Source organism: Desulfogranum japonicum DSM 18378, assembly GCF_000429945.1.
GTDB lineage: Bacteria > Desulfobacterota > Desulfobulbia > Desulfobulbales > Desulfobulbaceae > Desulfogranum > Desulfogranum japonicum.
This window is the reverse complement of sequence record NZ_AUCV01000027.1, coordinates 1-22882: the sequence shown is the minus strand read 5'-3', so window position 1 is coordinate 22882 and position 22882 is coordinate 1. Positions and strand designations below refer to the sequence as shown.

Genomic DNA, 22882 nt, shown 5'->3' with positions numbered 1-22882 from the left:
GTTTGTGGAAGAATGGCGTTAAGCTGTATTTCCCTTGATTTTTTGAAATTTGAGGTGGGCAAGCATTAATTTGATCTCACCGTAAGAATAGTCCTCACCAGCCAGTTCTTTAATTTCCCCCAGCTCTTTTTCCTGAAGATTCTCCAAAAATTGCTCCAGGTAATCTCGTTTGGAGTCAGGTATAAGATCGTTTATGCTGACTTCTCCCTTTTCCACCTCAAAAGCCAGGTGTCCTGCAATGGTATTGGGCACCAAACCTCGTTTTTCTGCTATCTGTTCCATGGTCAGACCTTGTCTAAAAAGCTCCAGGGTAATGTCTCGGGTGTTCCCTTGTTTCTGCTGAGCAGGAGAAGGCTCGCCTGGCTGTGCACTATCGGAAGGCGTCGATTCTTCGTCCTGAATGTCATGGCTTTTACGATATTCTGCTACCATGGATAACAGCTCCTGACCATATCGTTCACAGAGACGTTTGCCGATACCTTTTATCCTTTTAAGCTCCTGCTCGTTTCCGGGCAGAAATATGGCAACCTGTACAAGAACTTTGAGATGCAATATCTGATACGGAGGTACATTCTTTTCCTGGGCCTTTTGCGTACGCCATTTTTTAAGTTGCTGCAGCAGGTCGGTATGCTTCACATCCTCTTCATGAAAATCACTGTCTGATGTCACAGGAGTTTTCTTTTTTTCCGGGCAGGCAGTGGAGATAGCGCGAAGGTACTTGCTGGGAATGAAACCGTTTTTGCAGGAGCGTACAGCTGCAAGTTTGATGGCGGTTTCTTCTTCAAGGGTCTCTACTGCATTTTTTAGATTTTTACGTATTTCCTTACTGTCCGTGTCAAATTGAAAAGCAGAGAGAAATGGCAGTAGGCCTGTTTGAAAGCGTTCACTAAAATAGGCGGAAGCCTTGGTTAATCGCTCCTGAATAACAGGATCATCCCCTGGGAGCATATCCTGTTGGAACAATCCATTCAGCTGTCGTTTAAAATTTTCACCAACAGTGCAGATATCTTTTTGAACAGAGCTGAAAAGTGGCTGAATTTCTTCAGCCCCCTGAAAACTGACCACAGCGGCATTGCGTAATATCAGCGTCATCAGGCTGCCCAGGCGGGATTGAAGGCTAAGAAATGTAAAGCAGGAGAGGAGCAAACGCTGCTGGTATTCTATTTTTGCCCTCTGCAGTGCTGCCAGATCGGGCTTTTTTTTCTGATTTTCTGAAAGAAAACGTTGTATGGTGCGATCACTGTGTAACCCAGATGCAGTCAACGGGCTTGAAAGAACGATCCCCTCAAGAGATCGACAACGGCTGAGGGCTACATAGACCTGACCGTGGGCAAATGCTGACTGCAGGTCAATGATCGCTTTGTCAAAGGTGAGCCCCTGACTCTTGTGAACGGTAATGGCCCAGGCAAGCTTTAACGGGTACTGTTTAAAGGTTCCTATCACTTTTTGTTGTATCTCGCCCTGTTCTTCATCCATTTTGTAATCGATATTATCCCATTGGGAGCTTTCTACCTCTATGGGATATGGGTGATCCTTGCATGTCACCTCAATGGTTTTGCTGTTTATACCGGTAACTTTGCCAATTTTACCATTAAAATATCGTTTTTCAGGGGAGTTGTCGTTGCGGATGAACATCACTTGTGCCCCGAGTTTGAGTTCCAGAGATCCTGGCGTCGGGTAGGTGTGTTCAGGGAACTGGCCGTCCACCTCGGCATCAAAATAATAGGATTTGCCCGGGAGCTCCTTTAACCGGTCGGTATTGATTGAACGTGCACTGTTGTTGTGGGTGCAGAGATAGATATATCCAGCATTTTCTTCGGCTGTGAAATGCGCATCATAACGAGTGTTCAGTGCCTCCAGGGATGCTGCGTCCAGGTTATTGTCCCGAATGCGATTCAGGAGATCGATGAAATGGTTATCCGACTGGCGGTAGATGCGCAGGAGTTCTATGGGGATGACATGTGTTTTTTGCAGGGCAAGGCTGCTGAAAAAAAATGGTGTTTGGTAATACTGTTCAAGAATTCCTTTTTCAGAATCCTTCACCACCGGAGAAAGCTGGTGCAAATCTCCGATCATGAGTAATTGTACTCCACCAAAGGGCGTTTCATTTCGGCGATACCTTCTCAGTACCCTGTCTACGCCATCCAGAACATCCGCTCGCACCATACTGATTTCATCTATAACAAGTAGATCGAGATTTTTGATGATGTTTCTCTTTTCTTTGCTGAAACGGTGCTGGTATGTCTGTGTGTTGCTGTCCGGAATGCAGGGGCCAAAGGGTAATTGAAAAAAAGAATGCAGGGTTACACCGCCTGCGTTGATGGCAGCTACGCCTGTTGGTGCAGTAATAATCAACCGTTTGTCGGTTTGCTTTTTCAGGTTATGTAGAAACGTAGTTTTACCCGTTCCAGCCCGTCCGGTAAGGAAAATATGCTGGTCTGTGAATTGAGCGAACTGCTCGACCATGTAAAGTTCGTGGTTTTCAGCTGGGGAAAGGGACATGTATGTAAACTCGAAATGCGATTGTTAGTTTGTAAAGCAGTTGTTCAGCCTGGATGTATTAGGAATATACTTTCCAGGGCAGAATGAGGCAACCCCGCATTTCTCATGACTTTTTCGATAGGTTCAGGCCGGGGGGAAATGGTGTGCACGGGAAACCCTTCACCGTCAGTGGGATGTGACGGGTTAGCCAGTGCCTTTGCATAAATACTCTTTTCGGAGACTATGCTTTTTTATGGGTCACGGAAAAAATACATTATCCAATCTTGCTTGTCTCTCAACTCGGTAGTGTCGTCGCGCCAATGGCTTAATACGGGCAGTATGGAACCTTTAACGCGCCAACGTTACCAAACCGATATTTTATGCAATTTTTGGATATTTATTATTTCCCGCGACCCTAAACTTGAGCAAAAATCCTCATGTATGGACAGGCACAGGCAGGAGAGAAAAGCTCAAAATTCTTCTATGGCCAGATAAACCAAGGTCTGATTTAATAACTGGTAGGCGATTTCTCCGAATGTTATGGGCCCGAACATGGGAGCTATCTGTTTTCCCTCCAGATCCGAGTACAGGTAGTTCAGAAGACAATTGCAGCTGAATATCACCGTGTTCTCCATTTCTGGCAGGGCGCGGGAAAAAGCACTGATATAGTCATCCACTGGTTTTGCCAGTTTGTATTCAACACCACTGAAGACCGGAGCGTAGAAAGAGACTGTCTGTGATTGTGTATCAATCCCCTGAAAAGAGACATTGATGCTTGCTCCGGAATAATCGGCAACCAGAGGCTGCTGAATATTTATTTGTTTTTCCGCGAGGTAGTTTGCAAAATTCTGCTCTATGCCATTCACCAGAACTGTTTTGCAGGAGAATCCAGTTTCTCTGAATGTAAAAGTGTCGCCTTCACCCTGTTCCTGAATATTGATGATACCAATGGTGGCAGCGGTGTTCTCATTCAGGGTAACATGCATGACAACTGCCTGGTCGCTGAAATTTTCTCCTGTTCCTCCATTGAAAATCTTTGGAACTGTCTGGTGAATATCGTCAGGATGAATACCTGCCACCCAGCCAATAACAGGTTTGATAAACATATCTTCATATTCGGGTGCTCTCTGGGCATACTGAAGCAGAATATCTGTAAGTGCAGGGATCAGGAGCAGGGTAAAACCATTTTCAGGTGCGTCGCGGGTAATGTGATGTATCGTTGACGTATTATATAATTTGATCTGGACTTTTTCCACATGGGATTGGTCAAGCTCATGTATGAAGATCATGTCTCTGGATGTCTTTCCACCTTCCGGTGTCATAAAGTAGGGACTGGTCCCCCCAATCCATCTTCCTTTGGGCAGTTGCTTCAGAACATGTTCATCTCCGCTGAGGAAGAGAATTTTTCCTTTTTCAATCGCTGCGATGGTTTCTTCAACAGAGTAGAGTTGAGGTGAAAGAATATCTGACATTATGTATGCTCCTTACTAATAAGCATGGTCTTTGGCCGTAAAAATTCGTGTGCCATAGCCCAGGCTCTTATGGTTTATCTATAGAGGGGTAATCTGGGGCAACCTGGCCGGTTATACACAGAAGATTTGTGAGTTATGAATTGATACCCTGTTACTGAGCTGTTGTTCTTAAGCAAGCATTGGAGAAAGATCCGTTGGTGTGTGGGCTTTTCTCTGCTATAGATACGCTTCCCTGTTGAAATCGGGGAACCAAGGGCAGGCATGACTCTTATCGTATATCAAATTGTTGTTCTTGTGGCATGGTCGGCAGTAAAAGGTAACCTGCTTATGCTGAATAATGCTGTAATTGCGTTATTTCTTTCTTAAGACGTTTTTTGTGTTTTATGAAAAAATGTCGAAGGGTTTGGATGGTTTTTTGTTTATTCTGATCGCTCACATCCATTTGCACAGACTTATACGCCTGTTGCATAATCATCTGCAGTCCAACCATATGGGTTTGCAACTGCATATTTCCAGAAACCAGAGCCTGCCAGACGGGTTCGGATTCCTGTGGCAGATCTTTATCCTGAGCAGGTTTCCTCGATACTGCAACTCGCACCTCTGTCCAGGTTTGGCCGGCTGTGAGTTGTTCAAGTTCATGATCTAGAAGTTTTTTGTTTTTGTAAAAAAAATCATGGAGCGCTTTCGCCCCGGATATACCACTTTCAATGCCCGGTGAAATTTCATGCTTGTTTCGCACACGCTGAAGGAGCATCTGCAATGCAACGGAACTGGTAGCTATGGTCAAATCTCCATTTATGAGACGCTGCCATCCGGGATGTCCTACATCTGGAATGCGAAAACGGCTTTTAACATGGATCTGGGACATATCATCTTTTTGAGAACTGGCTTTCCGTGTGTCGAGAGTTTCCTGGAATGTTTCCCGTAATTCCTGTTCCGCGATGTCCAGCAATTTTGCTGTAGAGGCGTAGTCTTTTATGGCTTGCAGGGTATCTGTAATGTGAGCTGCCATCTCTTTGGTATATTTGGAATGCGGTGCATGCCATTGCTTCATGCAGACACAGTTCGGATCAGGTGAGTGGATGATATTGGGAGCAGGCACGTGCATGTAGGTCGCAAATCCCAGGAGAGGGAGATGTCTCAGGCAGATTGTCTTGTTCGGGGCGTATTCGGGAAGCATGGTGCCGCAGTGAGGGCAGGAGGCTGGGGAGCATGCTTCAGATTCTTCCTGTATATCGGAAACGCCAAAAAGATTTTTCTGTATGGAAGGGGCAAACCAGACTAAAATGTCAAGTCGCTTGCCTGCCTGACTGGTGGTCGTTTCAAGTATCTTCCAGGGATTCTGAATAGCAATAAATTGCGTTAAGAAGTCAATGTGTTGCATAGACGTGTCTTTCCTGTGGCAATTGAGAGGAGACACCGGAACATGTTCGGACCGAAGCTCGTAGAACTTTGGTGTGCCTGGAACATGTATTGCCAGCAAAGGTGTCGATGTATCTGCAGTCTGTAAGTTGTTGTATGGAAGTTCTTTGTTTCCGCTTACGCTTTCCCATCTTGTAGATCTCCACATATAACCGCTAGTCAGTGTATAGTGTTCTTAACAGTTTTACAAGACTTATTCATCAAAAAAATTGATACGAAGTTTAGGGAACTATTCTTTTTTTGTTGGATATTGAGTAACTATTTGATATTTTAGAAGAGATAGGGTTGTGAGATACCCTGTTTCTTTGGGAGGTCTGGGCTGTTTCGGTCCGGTTCTGAGTTGTAAAGTTTACAATGGATTTCTGGATTCATCAATAGGTGAGTCCAAGATTCCTGCACCCGCTCTTTTTCATTTTGCTCGTAGTATTTTGTGAAATAACAACGGGCTGGGAAAGAGGGCATTCTCGGACAGTCTTCTGAACAGAGCTCTCAGGCTTTCCATATCTTGTCTTTTCGTTTGATAGTGGCGTTATACTCAAACTTGCTTCCTCAGAGGTAGGCATAGATTTTCAAATCAACTCCATCCTCTGTATAACATTCCCTTTTTATGCCTTCTTTTCGCTGTTTTTGTGCGATAAAATGAATGTGTTCATATGCTGTTGTCTGGTCTGTATGTTGTATTCTGAAGTTCAGTGTTGATATCTAAACAAGGAATAAACCAATGGAACAGGTCATCATTCTAGCACCCTTATCCGGTATTGCTTATCCCATTGAACAGGTTCCGGATCCTGTATTTTCACAAAAAATGGTTGGAGACGGGATCTCCATAGATCCAACCAGTGACGTATTGATCGCACCTTTTGCAGGTAAGGTTACGCAGCTCCACAGCGCCGGTCATGCCATTACTCTGACCCATGGTACGGGCCTGGAGGTAATGATGCATATTGGTATTGATACCGTTGCGCTGAAGTCGCAGGGATTCAACGTTCAGGTAGCCGAAGGACAAGAGGTAAAGGCAGGCGAGGCATTGATCAAGTTTGAAATTGATTATATTGCCACACATGCAAAAAGCCTCTTGACCCAGGTGGTTCTGACCAATGGAGAGATGATTGCCGAAATCGAAAAATATGGTCAGGCAGATTGTGTGAGCGCTGGAGAAACGGAACTCTTGATGGTAACTCTTGCAGAACAGGGAACGCAGGAGGATAAGGACGTACAGCGTGAGGTTGTATCGGACGCCATTATTATTCCAAATACAACTGGGTTGCATGCAAGACCTGCAGCAGTTCTTGCGGGATTAGCGAAAAAGTTTTCCTCGCAGGTTGAATTGATCAAGGGAGAGCAGACTGCAAACGCCAAGAGCGTTGTCAGCATAATGAAACTCAATGTGGCATATCTTGATAAGGTCCAACTCAGAAGCAGGGGAGATGATTGCGATAAGGCAATTGCTGAAATTCTGCCACATCTTGCTTCGGGATTGGGTGATCAAGGAACAGCACCGGTTGTTGCACCAGCTTCGGTAGAGTTTTCTGAAGACAGGTTACCGGCAAAGGTCCCTCAACGTGAAGATCCCGACCTGATACGGGGAGTGGCTGCTTCACCTGGTATTGTGGTTGGTCAGGTTGTCCAGATTCGGGAAGAACGTTTTGACTATGCTGAAGAGGGGCAGGATCCGCATGCAGAAAATGTCCGCCTTGATGTTGCCTGGGAAGAAGCGAAGAATCAGCTGGAAGCACTGCAGATGAATTTACATTCTCAGACAGAACCAACAAAGGCTGCAATATTTGCTGCGCATAGAGAGATTCTTGATGATCCGGATCTGGTTGATATCACCAGGAGTCTTGTTGCTAAAGGTAAAAGTGCTGAATATTCCTGGAAAAACGCGTTTACGACCTATGCAGATCAGCTGGCTTCCCTGAATAATGAGATCCTTGCAGGTCGCGCCAATGATCTTCGGGACGTGGGAATGCGGGTCTTGCGAGTTTTGACGAATAACGAACCCCGTGAGTTGGAAATACCGGATCAGGCGATTCTCATTGCCGAGGAACTGACACCGTCATTTACCGCCACCATGGATACTACAAGGATAAGAGGTTTTTGTACCATTGCTGGTGGGGCAACCTCCCACGTTGCAATCCTGGCAAGATCCCTTGATATTGCCGCTGTGGCAGGCATTGAGGCTGCAGCACTCGAAATTGAGGGTGGTGTTACGGTTATTTTGGATGGTAGCAAGGGAACCTTAAGGATTAATCCTTCAGAAGAACTCATAAATGAGACGATAACCAGGCAGGCAGCACTGAGAGAACAGAAAGAGAAAGATCTGGCTGCAGCAAGTGAACCTGCCGTGACCGTGGATGGTCATCGTCTTGAAGTTGTAGCCAATATTGGTGGGGTGGATGAGGCGCGTGAGGCTGTCAAGCTGGGGGGAGAAGGAGTAGGATTGCTTCGTTCAGAGTTCCTGTTTCTGGATAGAATGACACCACCCGGTGAAGACGAGCAGTACCAGGTGTATCGTGACGCGCTTCTGGCACTTGAAGGCCGGCCAATGATTGTGAGGACACTTGATGTTGGGGGCGATAAGCCGCTACCTTACCTGCCCATGCCTGTGGAGGAAAACCCTTTCTTGGGTCAGCGAGGTATTCGTATAGGTTTAGAGAGACCAGAGCTGTTTCGGGTGCAGGCAAGGGCTGTGCTGAGAGCCGGAGCCCATGGTCCTGTTCGTATCATGTTTCCCATGGTGGCAACCATTGAAGAGCTTCGTGATGCCAAAGCCATGCTTGAGGAAGAAAGGGTTAAACTGGATGTTCCTGCCATAGAGATCGGCATTATGATTGAGGTTCCTTCCACTGCCATTATGGCAGGAATTTTTGCTGCAGAAGTCGATTTTTTCTCCATAGGGACCAATGACCTGACGCAGTATACCCTTGCCATGGATCGTGGTCATCCCAAATTAGCTTCCAAAATAGATGCTCTTCACCCTGCCGTTTTATCCATGATAGTCCATTCCGTAGCAGGTGCGCACAGTCATGGTAAATGGGTGGGCGTTTGTGGCGGCCTTGCCTCTGCTCCGGAGGCTGTTCCTGTTTTGCTTGGGCTTGGAGTGGATGAATTATCCGTGTCTGTTCCCGCGTTACCTGCCATTAAAGCTGAAGTGCGAAGGTGGTCCGTAAGCCACTGTAAAGATATTGCGGAAAAGGCTCTGCAGTGTTCGACAGCCAATGACGTCCGTGAATTGTTGGAGCAAGAGAGGTGGAACAATGATTAAGCAACTGTGGAGTGGTTCTTTTGCCTTTTTACAGAAGATAGGAAAAGCTTTGATGTTGCCTGTGGCAATATTGCCGGCTGCAGGTATTCTTTTAGGTCTTGGCAGTGCCGGCTTTGCTATTATTCCTGATGTCATAAATGCATTGATGAAAGCATCGGGTGGAGCGATTTTTGGCAACCTGGCACTGATATTCGCCATTGGTGTTGGCCTCGGGCTTACAAAAAATGATGGCGTCTCAGCGCTTTCTGCTGCTGTCGGCTACGCCGTGATGGTCGCTACCATGGGGGTGGCGGCCAGTTTGTTCGATCTTGAAACTCGACCTGTAATGGGGATGGAATCCATCGATACCGGAGTGTTTGGAGGTATCCTTGTCGGAGGGTTGGCGGCTTTTTTATTTAACAAGTATTACCGTATCAGCCTGCCACCCTATCTTGGTTTTTTTGCAGGAAAACGATTTGTTCCCATTGCAACTTCGTTTGGCGCCATTGGCCTGGGGATTGTGCTCAGTTTTATCTGGCCACCCATTCAGCACCTGATAGATATGTTCTCCCATTTTGCATCCACTGGAAATACAGCCCTTGCTGTTGCTATTTATGGTTTTGTGGAACGACTGCTCTTGCCCTTTGGGCTGCATCATATCTGGAATGTACCGTTCTTTTTTGAATTGGGGAGTTATACGAGTCCTGACGGAGAAGTGGTGAGGGGTGTTTTGAACCGCTTTTTTGCAGGTGATCGCGAAGCGGGAATTCTGGCAGGTGGTTTTGTTTTTAAAATGTTCGGTCTGCCTGCTGCAGCACTTGCCATATATCACATGGCCAAGCCTGAAAACAAAGTGAAAACAGCGAGTATCATGATGTCGGCTGCCTTGACATCTCTGCTCACAGGAATAACAGAACCCCTTGAGTTTTCCTTCATGTTTCTTGCCCCCATGCTGTACCTGTTTCATGCATGCCTCGCGTCCGTAGCCTTTTTGGTGACCTATTTGCTTGGCATTCGAATGGGCTATAGCTTCTCACATGGTATGATCGATTTTTTATTGTTCTATGCCATAGATATCAAACCCTGGATGATGTTTATTATCGGGCCAATTTTTGCAACTGTCTATTATACTGTGTTTCGTATAGCTATAAAGGTCTTCAACCTTTACACTCCTGGTAGAGAAGAGGTTGAAGGTGATGCCGGAGAAGCACGTGATGTGGCAGCAGATACCATGGCGCAGCAATTGGTTCTGGCTTTTGGTGGTAAATCCAATATTGAGAGTCTGGATGCGTGTATCACTCGACTCAGGGTCGAAGTCAAGGATATGGACAAGGCAAGTATTGACAGGCTCAAAGCCCTGGGGGCTGCAGGCGTCGTTACTGTGGGTACTGGGCTTCAAGCGATATTCGGTCCCCGCTCTGAAAATCTGATGACAGATATGAAAATTTATCTGGAGACAGCCGGGGATGAGGCTGAACTGAGTGAGCAGGATCTTCCTTCAAGTGTTTTGTATAAAGAACGCGAGATACAACCACGACTCAGGGATCAGAAAGCACCGGAAAAGGTTGCCAGTTGGCTGCCGGCTTTGGGAGGCAAACAAAACATTTTGCTTGTCGAATCCTGCGCACAGACTCGTTTACGCATCAAAGTGAAAGATATGAGTAGTGTGCATGAGGCGGAACTCAACGAAAAAGGTATTCAGGCCGTAATACGTATTGATGATTCCCTGATACACCTCATGACTGGTTTGAATGCAGATCAGTATGCAGCGGAAATGAGCGGGCAGATTGCAGCATAAACAGAGTAGGGTATGAAATAAAAAGGCATCTGCCTGCCTCGGAGAGGTTGATGGCAGGCAGATGAAGGTTGGAGGGAGATGACAAAAACATTCAGCGAGTGAGCCTGTAAGGGTCAGGAGGGCTCACCGGCTGAGAGGTGGGTCAGTGGAGGAGTTCTGATACTGGTGTGTAGTTCAGGTTAAATGCTTCAGCCACACCCTGGTATGTTACCTGGCCTGCTATGATATTGAGACCTTCTGCGATTCCAGGGTCGCGCAGGGCAGCTTGTTTCCAGCCATATTTTGCCAGAGCCCTTGCGTAGGGCAGGGTGGCATTGGTCAGGGCAAGGGTTGAGGTTAGGGGCACAGCTCCCGGCATATTGGCAACGCAGTAGTGTATGATACCATCAACCTCATAGGTGGGTTCTGTGTGAGTAGTTGGCTTGGATGTCTCAAAACATCCGCCCTGGTCAATGGCCACATCCACGAGTACAGAACCTTTTTGCATGGTCTTCAGCATGTCTCGGGTAATCAGGTGCGGGGCCTTGCCACCGTGGATAAGCACTGCACCGATGACGGCATCTGCCTGCGGAAGCAGTTCACGGATAACTGCCGGAGAAGACATGAGGGGGGTGCAGTTCTTCGGCATGATTTCAGAGAGGTATCGCAGGCGTGGAAGCGAGGTATCCAGCAGGTATACCTGGGCGCCAAGACCGCAGGCGAGCAGAGCGGCCTGGGTACCGACAACTCCGCCACCAAGGACAATCACTTTAGCCGGGGCAACACCTGGAACTCCGCCGACAAGCAGGCCTCGACCGCCCTGGCTTCGTTCAAGGTATTTGGCTGCTTCCTGGGCAGCCATTCTTCCTGCCACTTCACTCATTGGAGTCAACAGGGGCAGGCGGCCATCCCTGTCTGTGATGGTTTCATAGGCAATACATACCGCTTTACGCTGGATCATAGCTTTGGTCAGTTCTTCGGCAGCGGCAAAATGAAAATAGGTGAATACTATCTGGCCTTCGCGAATCATTTCATATTCACTTGGCTGTGGCTCCTTGACATGCATAACCATTTCAGCATGTTGGTACACCTCTGCGGCCGTTGTCACCAGCTCAGCGCCAGCGTCCCGGTACTGATCGTCAGAGAAATTGCTGCCAAGTCCGGATTTTTTCTCCACCAGAACCTGGTGACCTTCCTGTACCAGTGTATCAACACCGGCCGGAGTCATGCAGACACGATTTTCTTCAGTCTTAATTTCTTTGAGAATTCCTATTATCACCGTTGGGTCTCCTTGTTGTTGCCATGAGAAAGAAGAACTCTATATATATTTATTATAGCAAAAGGGATGGGAAATTTAATTGCTATTTAAAGGGTATTGTGTTTGCCTTTTTGCAGATTATGCGAAGAAACCTGCAAAGTGTAAAAGAAAATGCACGTAAAGTGTTGTGTAGCCCATGATCAGGTACCAGCAGGTGAATGCAAAGAATTTATAAAAAAATAACAGGATGGCCGGAGAATGGATGAATTAGACAGAAAAATTCTCAAGGTGTTGCAGAAAAATGGCAAATTTTCCAATGTGCAGTTGGCTGAAAAGGTAGCCTTGTCCGAATCAGCATGCCTGCGGCGGGTCAAACTGCTGGAAGAAAGCGGGATTATAGAGCGGTACGTCATGCTGGTGAATCAGCGTGCGGTAGGTCTGGGTAACAATGCTTTTGTCCGTGTTACTCTGGATGGCCAACAGCGTTCAGTGCTCAGCCAGTTTGAGGAAGCGATTCATGAAGTGCCGGAGGTCATGGAATGTTACATGATGTCTGGGGAGGCTGATTACCTGTTGCGCATCATCTGCAGGGATAACGACGATTATATCCGCATCCATGATGTCCTTACCAATCTGCCTGGGGTGCATCGGGTGCAGACTTCGTTTGCCTTGAGGGCAGTGGTTAAGAAGACGGAAATTCCTCTGTAAAAACCAATTTTTGCATAAGCAAGACACCTATTGATTCTCTGAAAAAATAGAATGCAGAATTTTTTGGATGGCTTCAACCGGCCCCAGCTTATCGAGAATGGCAACCGGATTCGTTGTGCGGGCCTTCTGCAGCAGCTGTGGGTCTCGATATCCTGTGAAAAAGACAATGGGAACATCGCTATGCTCCCTGATGAGCCGGGCTGCATCGATACCGTCGAGTTGTCCTGAAAGGCTTATATCCATGAGGATTGCATCGGGAAGATGCTGGTGAAAGGCGTGCAGTGCTTCATTGGCCGTAGTGGCTACGTCATAGGGTTCATAGCCGAAATCACGGATATTTTCGGCCAGCATCATGCCAATGAGGATTTCATCTTCGACGATAAGAATTTTTTTCTTCATTGCAGGTTGATGCGCTGGCGCCTCTCAGGTTCAACAAAGCAGATGGTAATTTCTGTGCCTTGGTTGGTTTGCACACTCATCGAGCCGCCCAACTGTTTGATTATCAGGTTTTGCGCCATCTGCAGTCCAAAAGAGGTGCTTTTTTCAAGAATAAAATGAGCAGGAACTCCTACCCCCGAATCTTTGATATGCAACTCTATCATATTGTCCTCTGTTACGCAAAGGTAGAGACTGATCACCCCTTGCCTGTCATTGGGAAAAGCATGTTTAAGCGAATTCGTGACGATTTCATTAACCGCAAGGCCAAGAGGAACAGCATGATCAATGGATATGGGAACAGGAACAGTTTCCGTTTCCACTGTTATACGATCATCCACAACCATAGTGGCAACCAGGGCTGTGACCATCTCCACCAGATAATTTGCCAGGTCGATTTCCACAAGACTGTCTGACTGATACAGCTTTTCATGAACAAGAGACATTGCACGGATTCGGTTTTCCGTTTCTTGAAAGATAGTATGCATGTGAGGGTCGGAAACTTTGCGCATCTGCAGCTTGAGCATGGATATAATAACCAGCATGTTGTTTTTCGTGCGATGGTATATTTCCCGTAAAAGAATTTCCTTTTCTTTCAAAGAACGCTGCAATATCCGTTCATTGTCTTCCAGTTTCGATACCAGTTCAAGCTGCACCCGGCTGACAGCTTCCGCAGCCTTTCGGTTTTGTTCTTCACGTTCGCGGAGTTTTCGCTCTTCGATGTTAATAACTCTGCCCTCAAGGGCAATGATGCCTCCCTGTTCATTGGTAACATAATGGCTTGAGAGTGCGGCAGGGAAAATGGTGCCATCCTTACGACGCAGAAATGTTTCCCTGTCTACAATTTTTCCGTACTGTAATATTTCGTTGAAAATCCTGGAGCGATCTTTGCTGTCTGCATAATATTGGGTGCTTATATCTTTGATGCTGGTGATCATCTCCTCTGGCGAGTCGTATCCGGTCATGGAAGCCAGCGCAGGATTAACCGCTTCAAAACGGCCTTCGGTCGTAGTGCGGAAAATGCCTTCAGCTGCAGAGCTGAACAGTTCCCTGTATCGTTCCTCTGCCCGGGCAATGTCATCAAAAGAATTAATACGATGGATCGCACTTTTCAAAATACGGGAGAGGTGTTCTATGTAGAGTTTGTTGGATGCTTTGGCAATGGGCTTACCATCTTCTCTTGAGAATTTAATCCACAGAAATTCATTCGGTTCTTCTGGGATAGGCATGGATAGAAAGAGGCGGGTCTTGTCATCGCTGGCCGTCAAGGCAATCATGTCGTCGCCATCGGAGAAGAGATTCAGGGCCTGGCTTTCGATACGCTGGTCGGTTTCACTCTGCTGGACATTAAAAAAACGGCAAATAATATTGGTGGCTGTGGTGTAGAGCTGTTGTTTGTTTTCTGCATCTGCCAGCTGTTCACCGGCTATGTTCAGGTTGCGCAGGTCGTGATTATGCTCTGCAACAGCAGAGAGAATCGTATTGATCTGATCCAGGAATACACCCAGTTGATCCCTTACTCCCGGAGTGATGGGGCGTACGTTAAAACGGTGCTTGCTGATTTTGGAAAGGGTCTCTACGGCTTGTTCCATCCGTGGAATCATCAGCTCATATATAAATATCCCCAGTACAATTACCGTGAAAAACATGGTCATGAAGGCTGCAAAGATATAGCGAGTGAGATGAAGATTTTTTTTACGCTGAAGCTCTTCGACTTTTGTACGGATAAAGATATTGCCGTAAAAAATATCGCCCCTGGTCAGCGGGGCGAGGCTGCTGTAAAAATGGTTGCCGTTGGCATCTGTGTACTGTGCATAGGAAACACCCTTGAATGTCTGAAAAGGCAGCTTTTTTTCTTTTTGCTGCAGTTGGGTGCGATAGGATTTTTTCAGGCTTTGAGGCGAACTCGAGTACTGAATTGTCCCATCTGGCTTGATAATGAAAACACTCTGGATATCAAGCTGAAGCAGTTGACCCAGAGTTGAAATATTAGACGCAAAAGTGAAATCGAGAACCCCTTGAGACATGAGTAATCCTGGAATACTCAGGGCACGTTCCACATCCTGGTTGAGTTGTTGATTGAATGTGTGAACATTGTACCAGCCATACATAATAAAAAATGCGCATTCCAGGAGCAGGGTGACAAAGCTGATTTTGAACGGAATGCTTTGGCCGATGGAGATATTGTGAAGTCCCTGCTGCATGGTATGTCGATATGTTGGCTATCCTGTTCCGCTGAATAAGTAGGATTGTAACCTGAATCCGTAATGACCCAGACTCTGATTTTTCCTTTCCCTGCGGTAATAATATTGTTTGAAAAGAGCGCGGAGCAGAAATGTTCCACAATGTGTGATTCATCCCAACGCTTGACAACCCTTTAACCTAGTCTAATGTATGATGGAACATTTTACCTCTTTTTGTATATGATTGCTGTTAGACGTGGCAGGTTGATGTATTTTTTTTGATATAATACGATTGCAGGTACGTATTAAGGCGATGAACTTGCAAAATGCAGGGTAAATTTTTCCATACAATACCAGATGCCAAGGAGTAAGTTATGGCAGAAAAAAAACGGCAGTTTGGTTTTAATACCCGGCAGCTACACGCAGGACAGATCGTGGATCCAACCACCGGGAGCCGCGCAGTTCCTCTGTATCAGACGTCATCGTACGGCTTCAGAAACACAGCCCATGCTGCTGATCTTTTTGCATTGAAGGATTTTGGGAATATTTATACAAGAATCATGAATCCCACCTCCGATGTACTGGAGCAGAGAGTCTGCGATCTGGAAGGTGGTGTCGGAGGGCTTGTTACTGCAAGCGGACACGGCGCTCAAACGTTGACTTTTCTGACTCTTTGCCAGCAGGGCGATCACATCGTCAGCAGCAGCAGTCTTTACGGCGGAACCATCAACCAGTTACGGTATACCCTGCCCAGGCTCGGTATAGAGGTGGATTTCGCAGATCCCGAGAATCCGCAGTCATTTGCCCAAGCCATTCGGCCTCATACCAAGCTTATATACGGGGAGACCATCGGTAATCCCGGTGGCGTGGTTTTTCCTTTTGAGGAGGTCGCAGCCATAGCTTCAGATGCCAACCTTCCATTGGTTATAGATAATACGCTTGCTACACCGTACCTTTGCCGGCCTCTGGAATGGGGTGCAGATATAGTTACACATAGCACTACCAAATTTCTCAATGGACACGGTACCAGCATAGGTGGCATGTTGGTGGATGGAGGGCGTTTTGACTGGCGAAGTGGTCGGTTCGCCAATTTTACTGAGCCGGATCCATCCTATCATGGCTTGGTCTATGCAGACTTGGGCGCACCTGCCTTTATTTTGAAAGCCCGGGTACAGATGCAGCGAGACCTTGGCGTTGCGCAGTCTCCGTTTAACAGTTGGCTCACTATCCAGGGTGTGGAGACTTTAAGTCTGCGTATGGAGCGGCATGTTGCCAATGCGGAAGCCACAGCCAGATTTTTACAGGAACATGCAAAAGTAGCCTGGGTTTCCTATCCTGGCCTGGAAAACCATACAAGTTATGAGCGGGCAAGGAAATATCTCGCGAAAGGCGCAGGAGCTATTCTCACTTTTGGTATTGATGGCGGCGTTGAAGCTGGGCAGCGTTTTATTGACCATCTGCAGCTCTTCAGCCATGTTGCCAATGTGGGAGATGCCAAAAGCCTGGCAATTCATCCGGCCAGTACCACTCACAGTCAACTGACAGAAGAGGAAATGCGGCTTGCCGGCGTAACTCCTGATCTCATACGGTTAAGTGTGGGGCTTGAGGATATTGAGGATATTTGCTGGGACCTTGATCAGGCTCTCCAGGCAGCCTGATTTGACAATCCGGAGATGATGGGAAAGAGCACAGGAAGAGGCGTTCCCATGCCATTACCACGCCCTCAGTTGCAAAAGGTATTTTTCAGCTGAGGGTATGCAGTTGGTGAGTGGCATTGCCTGGTATGGCTACGGATGCTGGTTTTTTCGTCCAGACTCCCCCGCTTCTGCAACTGCTTGCAGAAGCGGGGTAACTGATTACAGGTACTCCATCTTTGCACGATCGCGGTTTTCCGTATAGGTAGCCTACCGGAGTCTTCGCTTACCTGCGAAAAAACGCGCTTGCACAAATCTGAAACACCTGTGAATGAGTTACGACTCATAACTAATTGGAATGTCAGGGGTGTTAACCCCGTGATCAGTTACGAAGCGGGCATCAATATGCCGATGATGTTTCCAGGCCGGGTATCTGATATTCATCCTCACAAGGTTCATCAACGGAACAGCCATCATTAACCGAGGACGTGCCTGTTGTCTCTTCGGGTTGTTCCATCGTGTCCTTTGGTTCTGCTTCATCGTCTCCACCGGTATCACTCAGTTGCAGCAATTTTTCACGGATTTTTTGTTCACCGTGAAGTACCTGGAGACTTCCTTCCTCCTGAATAAAGAGAACAGGAACTTCTTTTATACCCAATGTAGTGAGAATCTGTCTGTTTGCAGCCGTTGAATATTTTGAGAATATTTGAGACTGACTCAGTCTAAAATTGCTTATGGTATCAATGGGGTGAAAGGTGACAGAAAGAGAAGGCAGGTCGGCTAACTGATCAATAATGTTTTCACAGTGCTCACAATGTGCTGAAAAAAACAGCTGTAATTGTGGCGATGTTTGTGATCCTTCTCTGCTGGCAAAAATGCCTTCTGTCAACGAGCCGGCTGCAGCCGGTTGTTTGAACTGGAGGCTGGAAAAGGTAATGAGTATGGTACAGAACAGTACAGCTGCTTTAAAGAATTGTTGAATTCCTGTGAACAGGTTCAGCAGGACGATGCAACTGAATATCACCAGACAGTAGGAGCAAAAGGTATTGGCAATGAGATACTGAAAGCTTATGAGAACCCCTTCTGCTGCTATGCCTGCAAGGAGCAGGAGTTGATACAATCGATGGGCTGGATCGGCAACTCTCCTGCTTGAGCGCAAAACCCAGAAAAGCATTTGCAGGTATATGATGCCTGCAGCATTTATATATAGGGGTGGTACCAGGGTGAGCTGTTCTACGATTTCGCAACCCTGGTTCAGGCAGAGCGGATTACCTGCATAAAGAATTATGCCGATCTGGGCCAGGATAAGGCAGCTGGTCAAGCTCAGGATAAAGAGGGAAAATGTGTTTGAGTGTCGTTTTTGTTGGATCATGGAAAACGGTAATTCTGCTGCTATCTGTTGAAATCTTTCCTGAGATGAGGTGTTCGCCCAATTTTTGCGCTAACCCGGAGTCACGCTTACCTGCAAATGCTCGGTAATAAAGCAGGTACTGTAAAATCTGCTCGCCCTGTGAGGGGACTTTTTTGAATTCCTCTGAGAAATATGCTGTTTTTCAGGCGTTTCTGGCAAACTTTATCAGGTCAAATAGTTAATATCTGTTCAAAAAAGTCATGAGAAATGCAGGCTAGTGTGTATCACATGGTGTAATCCTAAAGAAAAAGCTTAATTCAGGATGGGTACTCATCCAGGAAGTAATATGTATTTTCAGGTTTGATTATGGTCCCGGAAAATACTACAATTTCCTGCTGTTGGCGAAGATAAAGTAACTTACCAAGTGAAATACGAGCGGTTTTCTGTAGAAAGCTAATAATTTTAAGGGCGCGAAAAATAATAACTCCCCAAAATTTGAGCAGGCTATCGGTTCATTCTCCAGACTGTTTCAGTGATTCCATACAGGCTTGCTCCATTGAAAGCGGCTGGAAAATGCGTTGAAAGGTCAACAAGATTGGGTATTTATTATTTTCCGTGACTCTGGAAGTAATGTAGCCGCTCAGGGTTCGGCCACGGTCTTTTTGGCTTCCATGATGGCAGTTACCTGGTTGCCTTTTTGATTATAAATCAGACTGTCAAAGGCTAACATGTTGGCCATTGCGATTCCCCGGCCATGATTGTGCGAGGCTCTTGACGGGTCCAGTTGCAGGTATTTTTTCCAGTCAAAGCCATTTCCCTGATCTGTAATCTGCAAAAAGTAGGTGTCATATTGTTTTTCAAAAATCACCTCTACTTGTTTATCTGCATAGATAGGTTCCTGTAACCGTTTTGTTATCTCCCCCTGCCATTGGTTGCTTTCAAGTAATGTTGTCTTTGTATCGTAACTGATTCCCAGGTTCCCATGTTCCACTGCATTGATGAGCAGTTCGGATATGCCGGTTAACGCCCTTTGAGCATCTGGAAAACAATTAGCCAGGAAAGAAGCCAGACTTTCAGCTTCTTCCAGGCTTTTATACCGGCTCTTGAGTTCACTGATCAGGCCAAAACTCATGTGGTGCCGTTTCATCTCTGCTTCAAGCGCCCGGCGTTGTTCAATTTCCTTGATTGCCGACGACACAACGGAAAGAAGCATCCTACGTTCAACCGGTTTCGTCAGGTAATAAAAGACTCCGGCTTTTATGCCTTCACTTATTTCTTCGGGCTTATCTGCAGCAGTCTGCATGATAATGGGGATATATTTCAACCGCTGATCCTGCAATATGCGTCTGGTAACTTCCATGCCATCCATGCCAGGCATCATTCTATCAAGAAGAATGGTATCAATGGATTCAGGGCTGGATGTGATGATTTCCATGGCCTCCATGCCATTGGTGGCAGGAATTACAGAATAACCCTCTTCCTCCAGTTGGCTGGAGAGCATTTGCAGAGTTGGGGCGCTATCATCGACAGCGAGGATGGTAACCGCCCTTTGTCTGCAATGGAGGGCAGAACCGTTCATAATCACCTGTTTTTTTTTCATGTGAACCGGTTTGTTTTTGTAAAAAGCAAAGGTTACCCCGGATTTCTCACGGGTATGGCAAATATGTCCGCTGTATTGGCTGCATTGGCCAGTCTCAGCCTGAATATGACTGTATTGAGAATACCGTCATTATAGAACACCAGATTCCTGTTGCAAGGTGTTAACTTTCTAACCTGGATGGAAAAAACAGAAAAAATTTGAGAAAGTAGTAACTCGGCTTGATTTTATTTGATTATCTATGCGATAATGCTCCAAATAGGTAAAACTGTTCTGCAAACAACAGGACACATGTAACTTGAAACACCAAAGGCAACAATATGCGCTGTCCGAAATGTGGGTATATATCGTTTGATAATCAGGAAAGATGTAAGAAATGTAAAAAGCCAATAGGAGAAATCCTGGAAGAAATTCAGGGGACTACCTACAGTGTGTCATCACCTGTTTTTTTGCGTGTTCAATTAGGTGAGGATGAAGGTGATGTGACCGGTGTCTCTCTTGTTGAAGAAGTGCCAGAGGAACTCCATGAAGTCTACGCCGAAGACACCGTGGAAGATCTGGACGAGATCAGTATTGACATGGGCGAGGATGAAGAGGTCATTTCCCTTGAAGATGAGGATGAAGAAATAGCTCTGAGCCTCGACGATCTTGAAGCAACAGGAGAGGAAGAGGAGATTACCATTGATCTAGGAGAGGATGAGTCTGCCGAAGAGGAAGAAATATCCGGAACCATAGATTTTGGAGATATCGACATCTCTGATCTCTCCCCGCCCATGGATGAGTCCTTTGAAGAGAAAAAAGAGGTCGCCTTTAAGCTTGAGCCGGAACCGGAGGTCGCTGCTGTCTCTGCACCACCAAAGGCTGAGCCAAGCGAGGCCCAATTGGATGACCTTGGCAATCTTGAAGATCTGGTACTTGATGAAATCGAACTCACCAAATCCATTAAACCTCTCATTGGCAGGCGAAATGCCCCCAGTGTCAAGACAGGTACAGCTTTAGATAACTTCGATATCGACTTAGGAGAGTTATTTGAAGAAAAAGAAACAAAATAGAAAAAAGTTATTGACATGATCAGCTGATTTCTGTATATACATGGCCTCAACGAATGGCGCCGGGATAGCTCAGTCGGTAGAGCAACGGACTGAAAATCCGTGTGTCCCTGGTTCAAATCCTGGTCCCGGCACCAAACGTTTTTTAGAGATATCAAGCGCTTATCAGTTTTAACTGGTAAGCGCTTTTTTCGTTTAGGGCTATTTGTGCAACTCCTGTACAACTTTTTACCTGAGCAAATTTTTTTTGTTTCGTTACACTGTAACAGCCTTCCGGCACATGTGTAGCCACGCAGGACGTGCAATTCACACAACGATGATTTGAGTTTTACTCACCTCGTCATCAAAAACATGATGCCGGATAAAATGTTACACACCACCCCAAAATTGGGGGTGTTGCCTCTTACACCAACGGTGGACAAGTTTTTTTTACTCAGACTGAGGGAATTGAGGCGTAGTTTTGGTACGGCCAACATTGGGGCAAGGATAACCTCTATAAAATTTTGCTCTGTGTAGGAGTTGAGCACAAATTTGCGCTCATTTATGTACCCTGTCCATCCTCAGACTGAGGATGGACGAACGAGGGCATAATATAATACATCATGAACAGGTATGCCCTGGAGTGTGACACGGAGGGCTTAATCCTTATTTAGTCTTCCACCGCTGGTGGACGGGTCCAAAATTGGACCCGTCTAATTGCATTCATTAAAACAATTCCACCATTGGTGGATTCCTCCACCGAGTAGAATAGCATGTGCATCTAGCAACGCTTCACCTGTTCGACGTTAGTCATTAATCCGCTTTTCAGTGATGACGCTCTTGAATAGCTTGTCCGACATCACTAGAATACACAGCTTGTAATTCTTTATTTTAAGCGTCGGTACATGAGGCTTCATGCAGTAGTACGCTATATGAATGGCCCTTTTCAACGTCTCTATCGAGGATGGCAAGCTTTATTGTCTAGTATGGTAAAACCTTGGATTTGCCGCGAATGGGCAGAGGCTTTCTAAGCAATGATTGTATTTTGAAGATTGCATCAGGCACCAAAGAAAAAAAGGGCACCTGTCCTCTATAACGTCGCGTTGGAAATCAGGTTTTGGTCATGTTCACCACAATGAATGGGGTGCAGCCGGTCTATATTAAAAAACCACTTTTCTATCTGGCTATAATTACGAAATTTTGCAAAAAATCATTTTCAGCAATTTGTTAAAAATGGCGATTTTTGGCCTCAAAACACATTTGTTGATAAATCCAGGGAAACCAATGTCGTGTATCGTGCTAATTTTATACACTTTCTTTTTTCCCTATTTTTCTAGGAAGACCGGCTGCACCCCAATGGAATGTAGCTTACTGTTTTTATGCGCTGGCCCTGAGATTTAACCATTGCGATATAGTCTTCCATTTTTCGGTATTTTTTTTAATATTTTTGACATTCTTTCTAAAGAATTGATTAGATCGGCTGTATATCCAGCTTTAAATAAACACTCCATGATTTTTTTTAACAAACCAGCCCATTCTGAAACAAAATCAGTTTTATCCAAAGTAATTACACCTGAACAATTTAAAATATTTTCAATATTTCCTGAAACATCAAACCAACTAGATTTACAATCAAGAGAATCTCCTTCCCATTTTAAAGACCAATCGGTTCTAAATGTATTCGAAGGCCATTCGATAAAAAGCTCACCCTTTTCATTGTCAACTATGGATTCAAGCATACCTATAATATCTTCACAAATAACAGAAATATCGTACTTGTAACTAAGCGGTAGCCGAACGCCATTCCAGTTCATAACTGCATCTTCAGTGTCAATGTAGAATAAACTCTCAATTGCATCTTCTAAATTGTCAGCAAAGTCAAGCACATTTTTACATGACGATGGATTACTAATTTGAATACTAAAATACATCTTCATTACTCCTTTGGATAAGCGTGTACAGTTCCGCTCTTATTCCAGGGCAATCGCATGGGTAATGTCAGCCAAACAATACCTTAGCAAGATAATTATTGTCCCACCCAGCTTTCTGACGTTTGATTTGAGTGCCGACTTTGGCAGTTTTTTCCTGCTTGAGTAAATTCAGTGCTATATGTCTTAGTAGCGCTAGGTTTTCAGCACTATGGCCATTTCGGACCCTGGATTCATCCTCACGAAAAGCAACATCAAGTACCCAATGCAGTTTGTTTTCAATGCCCCAATGTTGGCGAACGACATTCATAAAGTTGCAGGCATTCACCTCTGCAAGGCTGGAAATATAATAGCGACACTCTTG

At 45.8% G+C, this 22882-nt stretch carries 15 protein-coding genes and 1 tRNA gene; 6 read left to right on the top strand and 10 right to left on the bottom strand.

Features of this window, described 5'->3' with window-relative positions; genetic code table 11:
* Positions 1 to 18: 18 nt before the first annotated feature.
* From G493_RS0112820 to G493_RS0112810, 3 genes are all read right to left on the bottom strand, one after another.
* Positions 19 to 2502, bottom strand: coding sequence for a helix-turn-helix domain-containing protein (locus G493_RS0112820; RefSeq protein WP_028580720.1), 2484 nt, complete (start codon positions 2500 to 2502; stop codon positions 19 to 21).
* Positions 2503 to 2951: 449 nt separating this feature from the next.
* The gene (locus G493_RS0112815) at positions 2952 to 3953 is read right to left on the bottom strand and encodes a DUF6976 family protein (RefSeq protein ID WP_028580719.1); all 1002 of its coding nucleotides are present in this window, start codon (positions 3951 to 3953) and stop codon (positions 2952 to 2954) included.
* Positions 3954 to 4278: 325 nt separating this feature from the next.
* Complete coding sequence (locus G493_RS0112810) at positions 4279 to 5337, bottom strand: hypothetical protein (RefSeq protein WP_028580718.1); 1059 nt, start codon at positions 5335 to 5337, stop codon at positions 4279 to 4281.
* A gap of 759 nt (positions 5338 to 6096) precedes the next feature.
* Between G493_RS0112810 and ptsP the strand changes: the two genes are divergently transcribed.
* On the top strand, positions 6097 to 8640 hold the full coding sequence (ptsP, locus tag G493_RS0112805) for a phosphoenolpyruvate--protein phosphotransferase (RefSeq protein WP_028580717.1): 2544 nt from the start codon (positions 6097 to 6099) through the stop codon (positions 8638 to 8640).
* Positions 8633 to 10417, top strand: a complete 1785-nt coding sequence (gene ptsG, locus G493_RS0112800) for a PTS glucose transporter subunit IIBC (protein ID WP_153306507.1) — start codon at positions 8633 to 8635, stop codon at positions 10415 to 10417. The genes ptsP and ptsG overlap by 8 nt, the downstream gene beginning before the upstream one ends.
* Positions 10418 to 10559: 142 nt before the next feature.
* On the opposite strand, the gene ald is transcribed toward ptsG, so the two are convergent.
* Positions 10560 to 11675 (bottom strand): alanine dehydrogenase, encoded by a 1116-nt coding sequence (gene ald / locus G493_RS0112795; RefSeq protein WP_028580715.1) that lies wholly within the window; start codon positions 11673 to 11675, stop codon positions 10560 to 10562.
* A gap of 237 nt (positions 11676 to 11912) precedes the next feature.
* Here ald and G493_RS0112790 point away from each other — a divergent pair, with 237 nt between their 5' ends.
* The gene (locus G493_RS0112790; protein ID WP_028580714.1) at positions 11913 to 12362 is read left to right on the top strand and encodes an Lrp/AsnC family transcriptional regulator; all 450 of its coding nucleotides are present in this window, start codon (positions 11913 to 11915) and stop codon (positions 12360 to 12362) included.
* A gap of 27 nt (positions 12363 to 12389) precedes the next feature.
* On the opposite strand, the gene G493_RS0112785 is transcribed toward G493_RS0112790, so the two are convergent.
* Together G493_RS0112785 and G493_RS32180 are read right to left on the bottom strand one after the other, a co-directional pair.
* Positions 12390 to 12761, bottom strand: a complete 372-nt coding sequence (locus tag G493_RS0112785) for a response regulator (protein WP_028580713.1) — start codon at positions 12759 to 12761, stop codon at positions 12390 to 12392.
* Positions 12758 to 15001, bottom strand: a complete 2244-nt coding sequence (locus G493_RS32180) for a sensor histidine kinase (protein ID WP_028580712.1) — start codon at positions 14999 to 15001, stop codon at positions 12758 to 12760. The genes G493_RS0112785 and G493_RS32180 overlap by 4 nt, the downstream gene beginning before the upstream one ends.
* Before the next feature lie 353 nt (positions 15002 to 15354).
* On the opposite strand from G493_RS32180, the gene G493_RS0112775 reads away from it, so the two are divergent.
* Positions 15355 to 16638: an O-acetylhomoserine aminocarboxypropyltransferase/cysteine synthase family protein gene (locus tag G493_RS0112775; RefSeq protein WP_028580711.1), complete on the top strand. Its 1284-nt coding sequence runs from the start codon at positions 15355 to 15357 to the stop codon at positions 16636 to 16638.
* 376 nt (positions 16639 to 17014) lie between these two features.
* On the opposite strand, the gene G493_RS0112770 is transcribed toward G493_RS0112775, so the two are convergent.
* Together G493_RS0112770 and G493_RS29110 are read right to left on the bottom strand one after the other, a co-directional pair.
* Positions 17015 to 17986: a hypothetical protein gene (locus G493_RS0112770; RefSeq protein WP_028580710.1), complete on the bottom strand. Its 972-nt coding sequence runs from the start codon at positions 17984 to 17986 to the stop codon at positions 17015 to 17017.
* Positions 17987 to 18605: 619 nt separating this feature from the next.
* Positions 18606 to 19544, bottom strand: coding sequence for an ATP-binding response regulator (locus G493_RS29110; RefSeq protein ID WP_051309279.1), 939 nt, complete (start codon positions 19542 to 19544; stop codon positions 18606 to 18608).
* A 338-nt stretch (positions 19545 to 19882) separates the two neighbouring features.
* Between G493_RS29110 and G493_RS0112760 the strand changes: the two genes are divergently transcribed.
* Both G493_RS0112760 and G493_RS0112755 read left to right on the top strand, forming a co-directional pair.
* A complete protein-coding gene (locus G493_RS0112760; RefSeq protein ID WP_028580709.1) occupies positions 19883 to 20614 on the top strand; it encodes a hypothetical protein in 732 nt (243 codons plus the stop codon).
* Positions 20615 to 20672: 58 nt separating this feature from the next.
* Positions 20673 to 20748: transfer RNA gene (locus G493_RS0112755), tRNA-Phe, on the top strand.
* 1239 nt (positions 20749 to 21987) lie between these two features.
* Here G493_RS0112755 and G493_RS0112750 read toward each other — a convergent pair.
* Together G493_RS0112750 and G493_RS0112745 are read right to left on the bottom strand one after the other, a co-directional pair.
* Positions 21988 to 22521 carry a hypothetical protein gene (locus tag G493_RS0112750; protein ID WP_028580708.1) on the bottom strand — a complete coding sequence of 178 codons (534 nt, stop codon included), beginning with the start codon at positions 22519 to 22521 and terminating at the stop codon, positions 21988 to 21990.
* Between the two features lie 67 nt (positions 22522 to 22588).
* A partial coding sequence (locus G493_RS0112745; RefSeq protein ID WP_028580707.1) for an ISAs1 family transposase occupies positions 22589 to 22882 on the bottom strand: 294 nt, incomplete at its 5' end.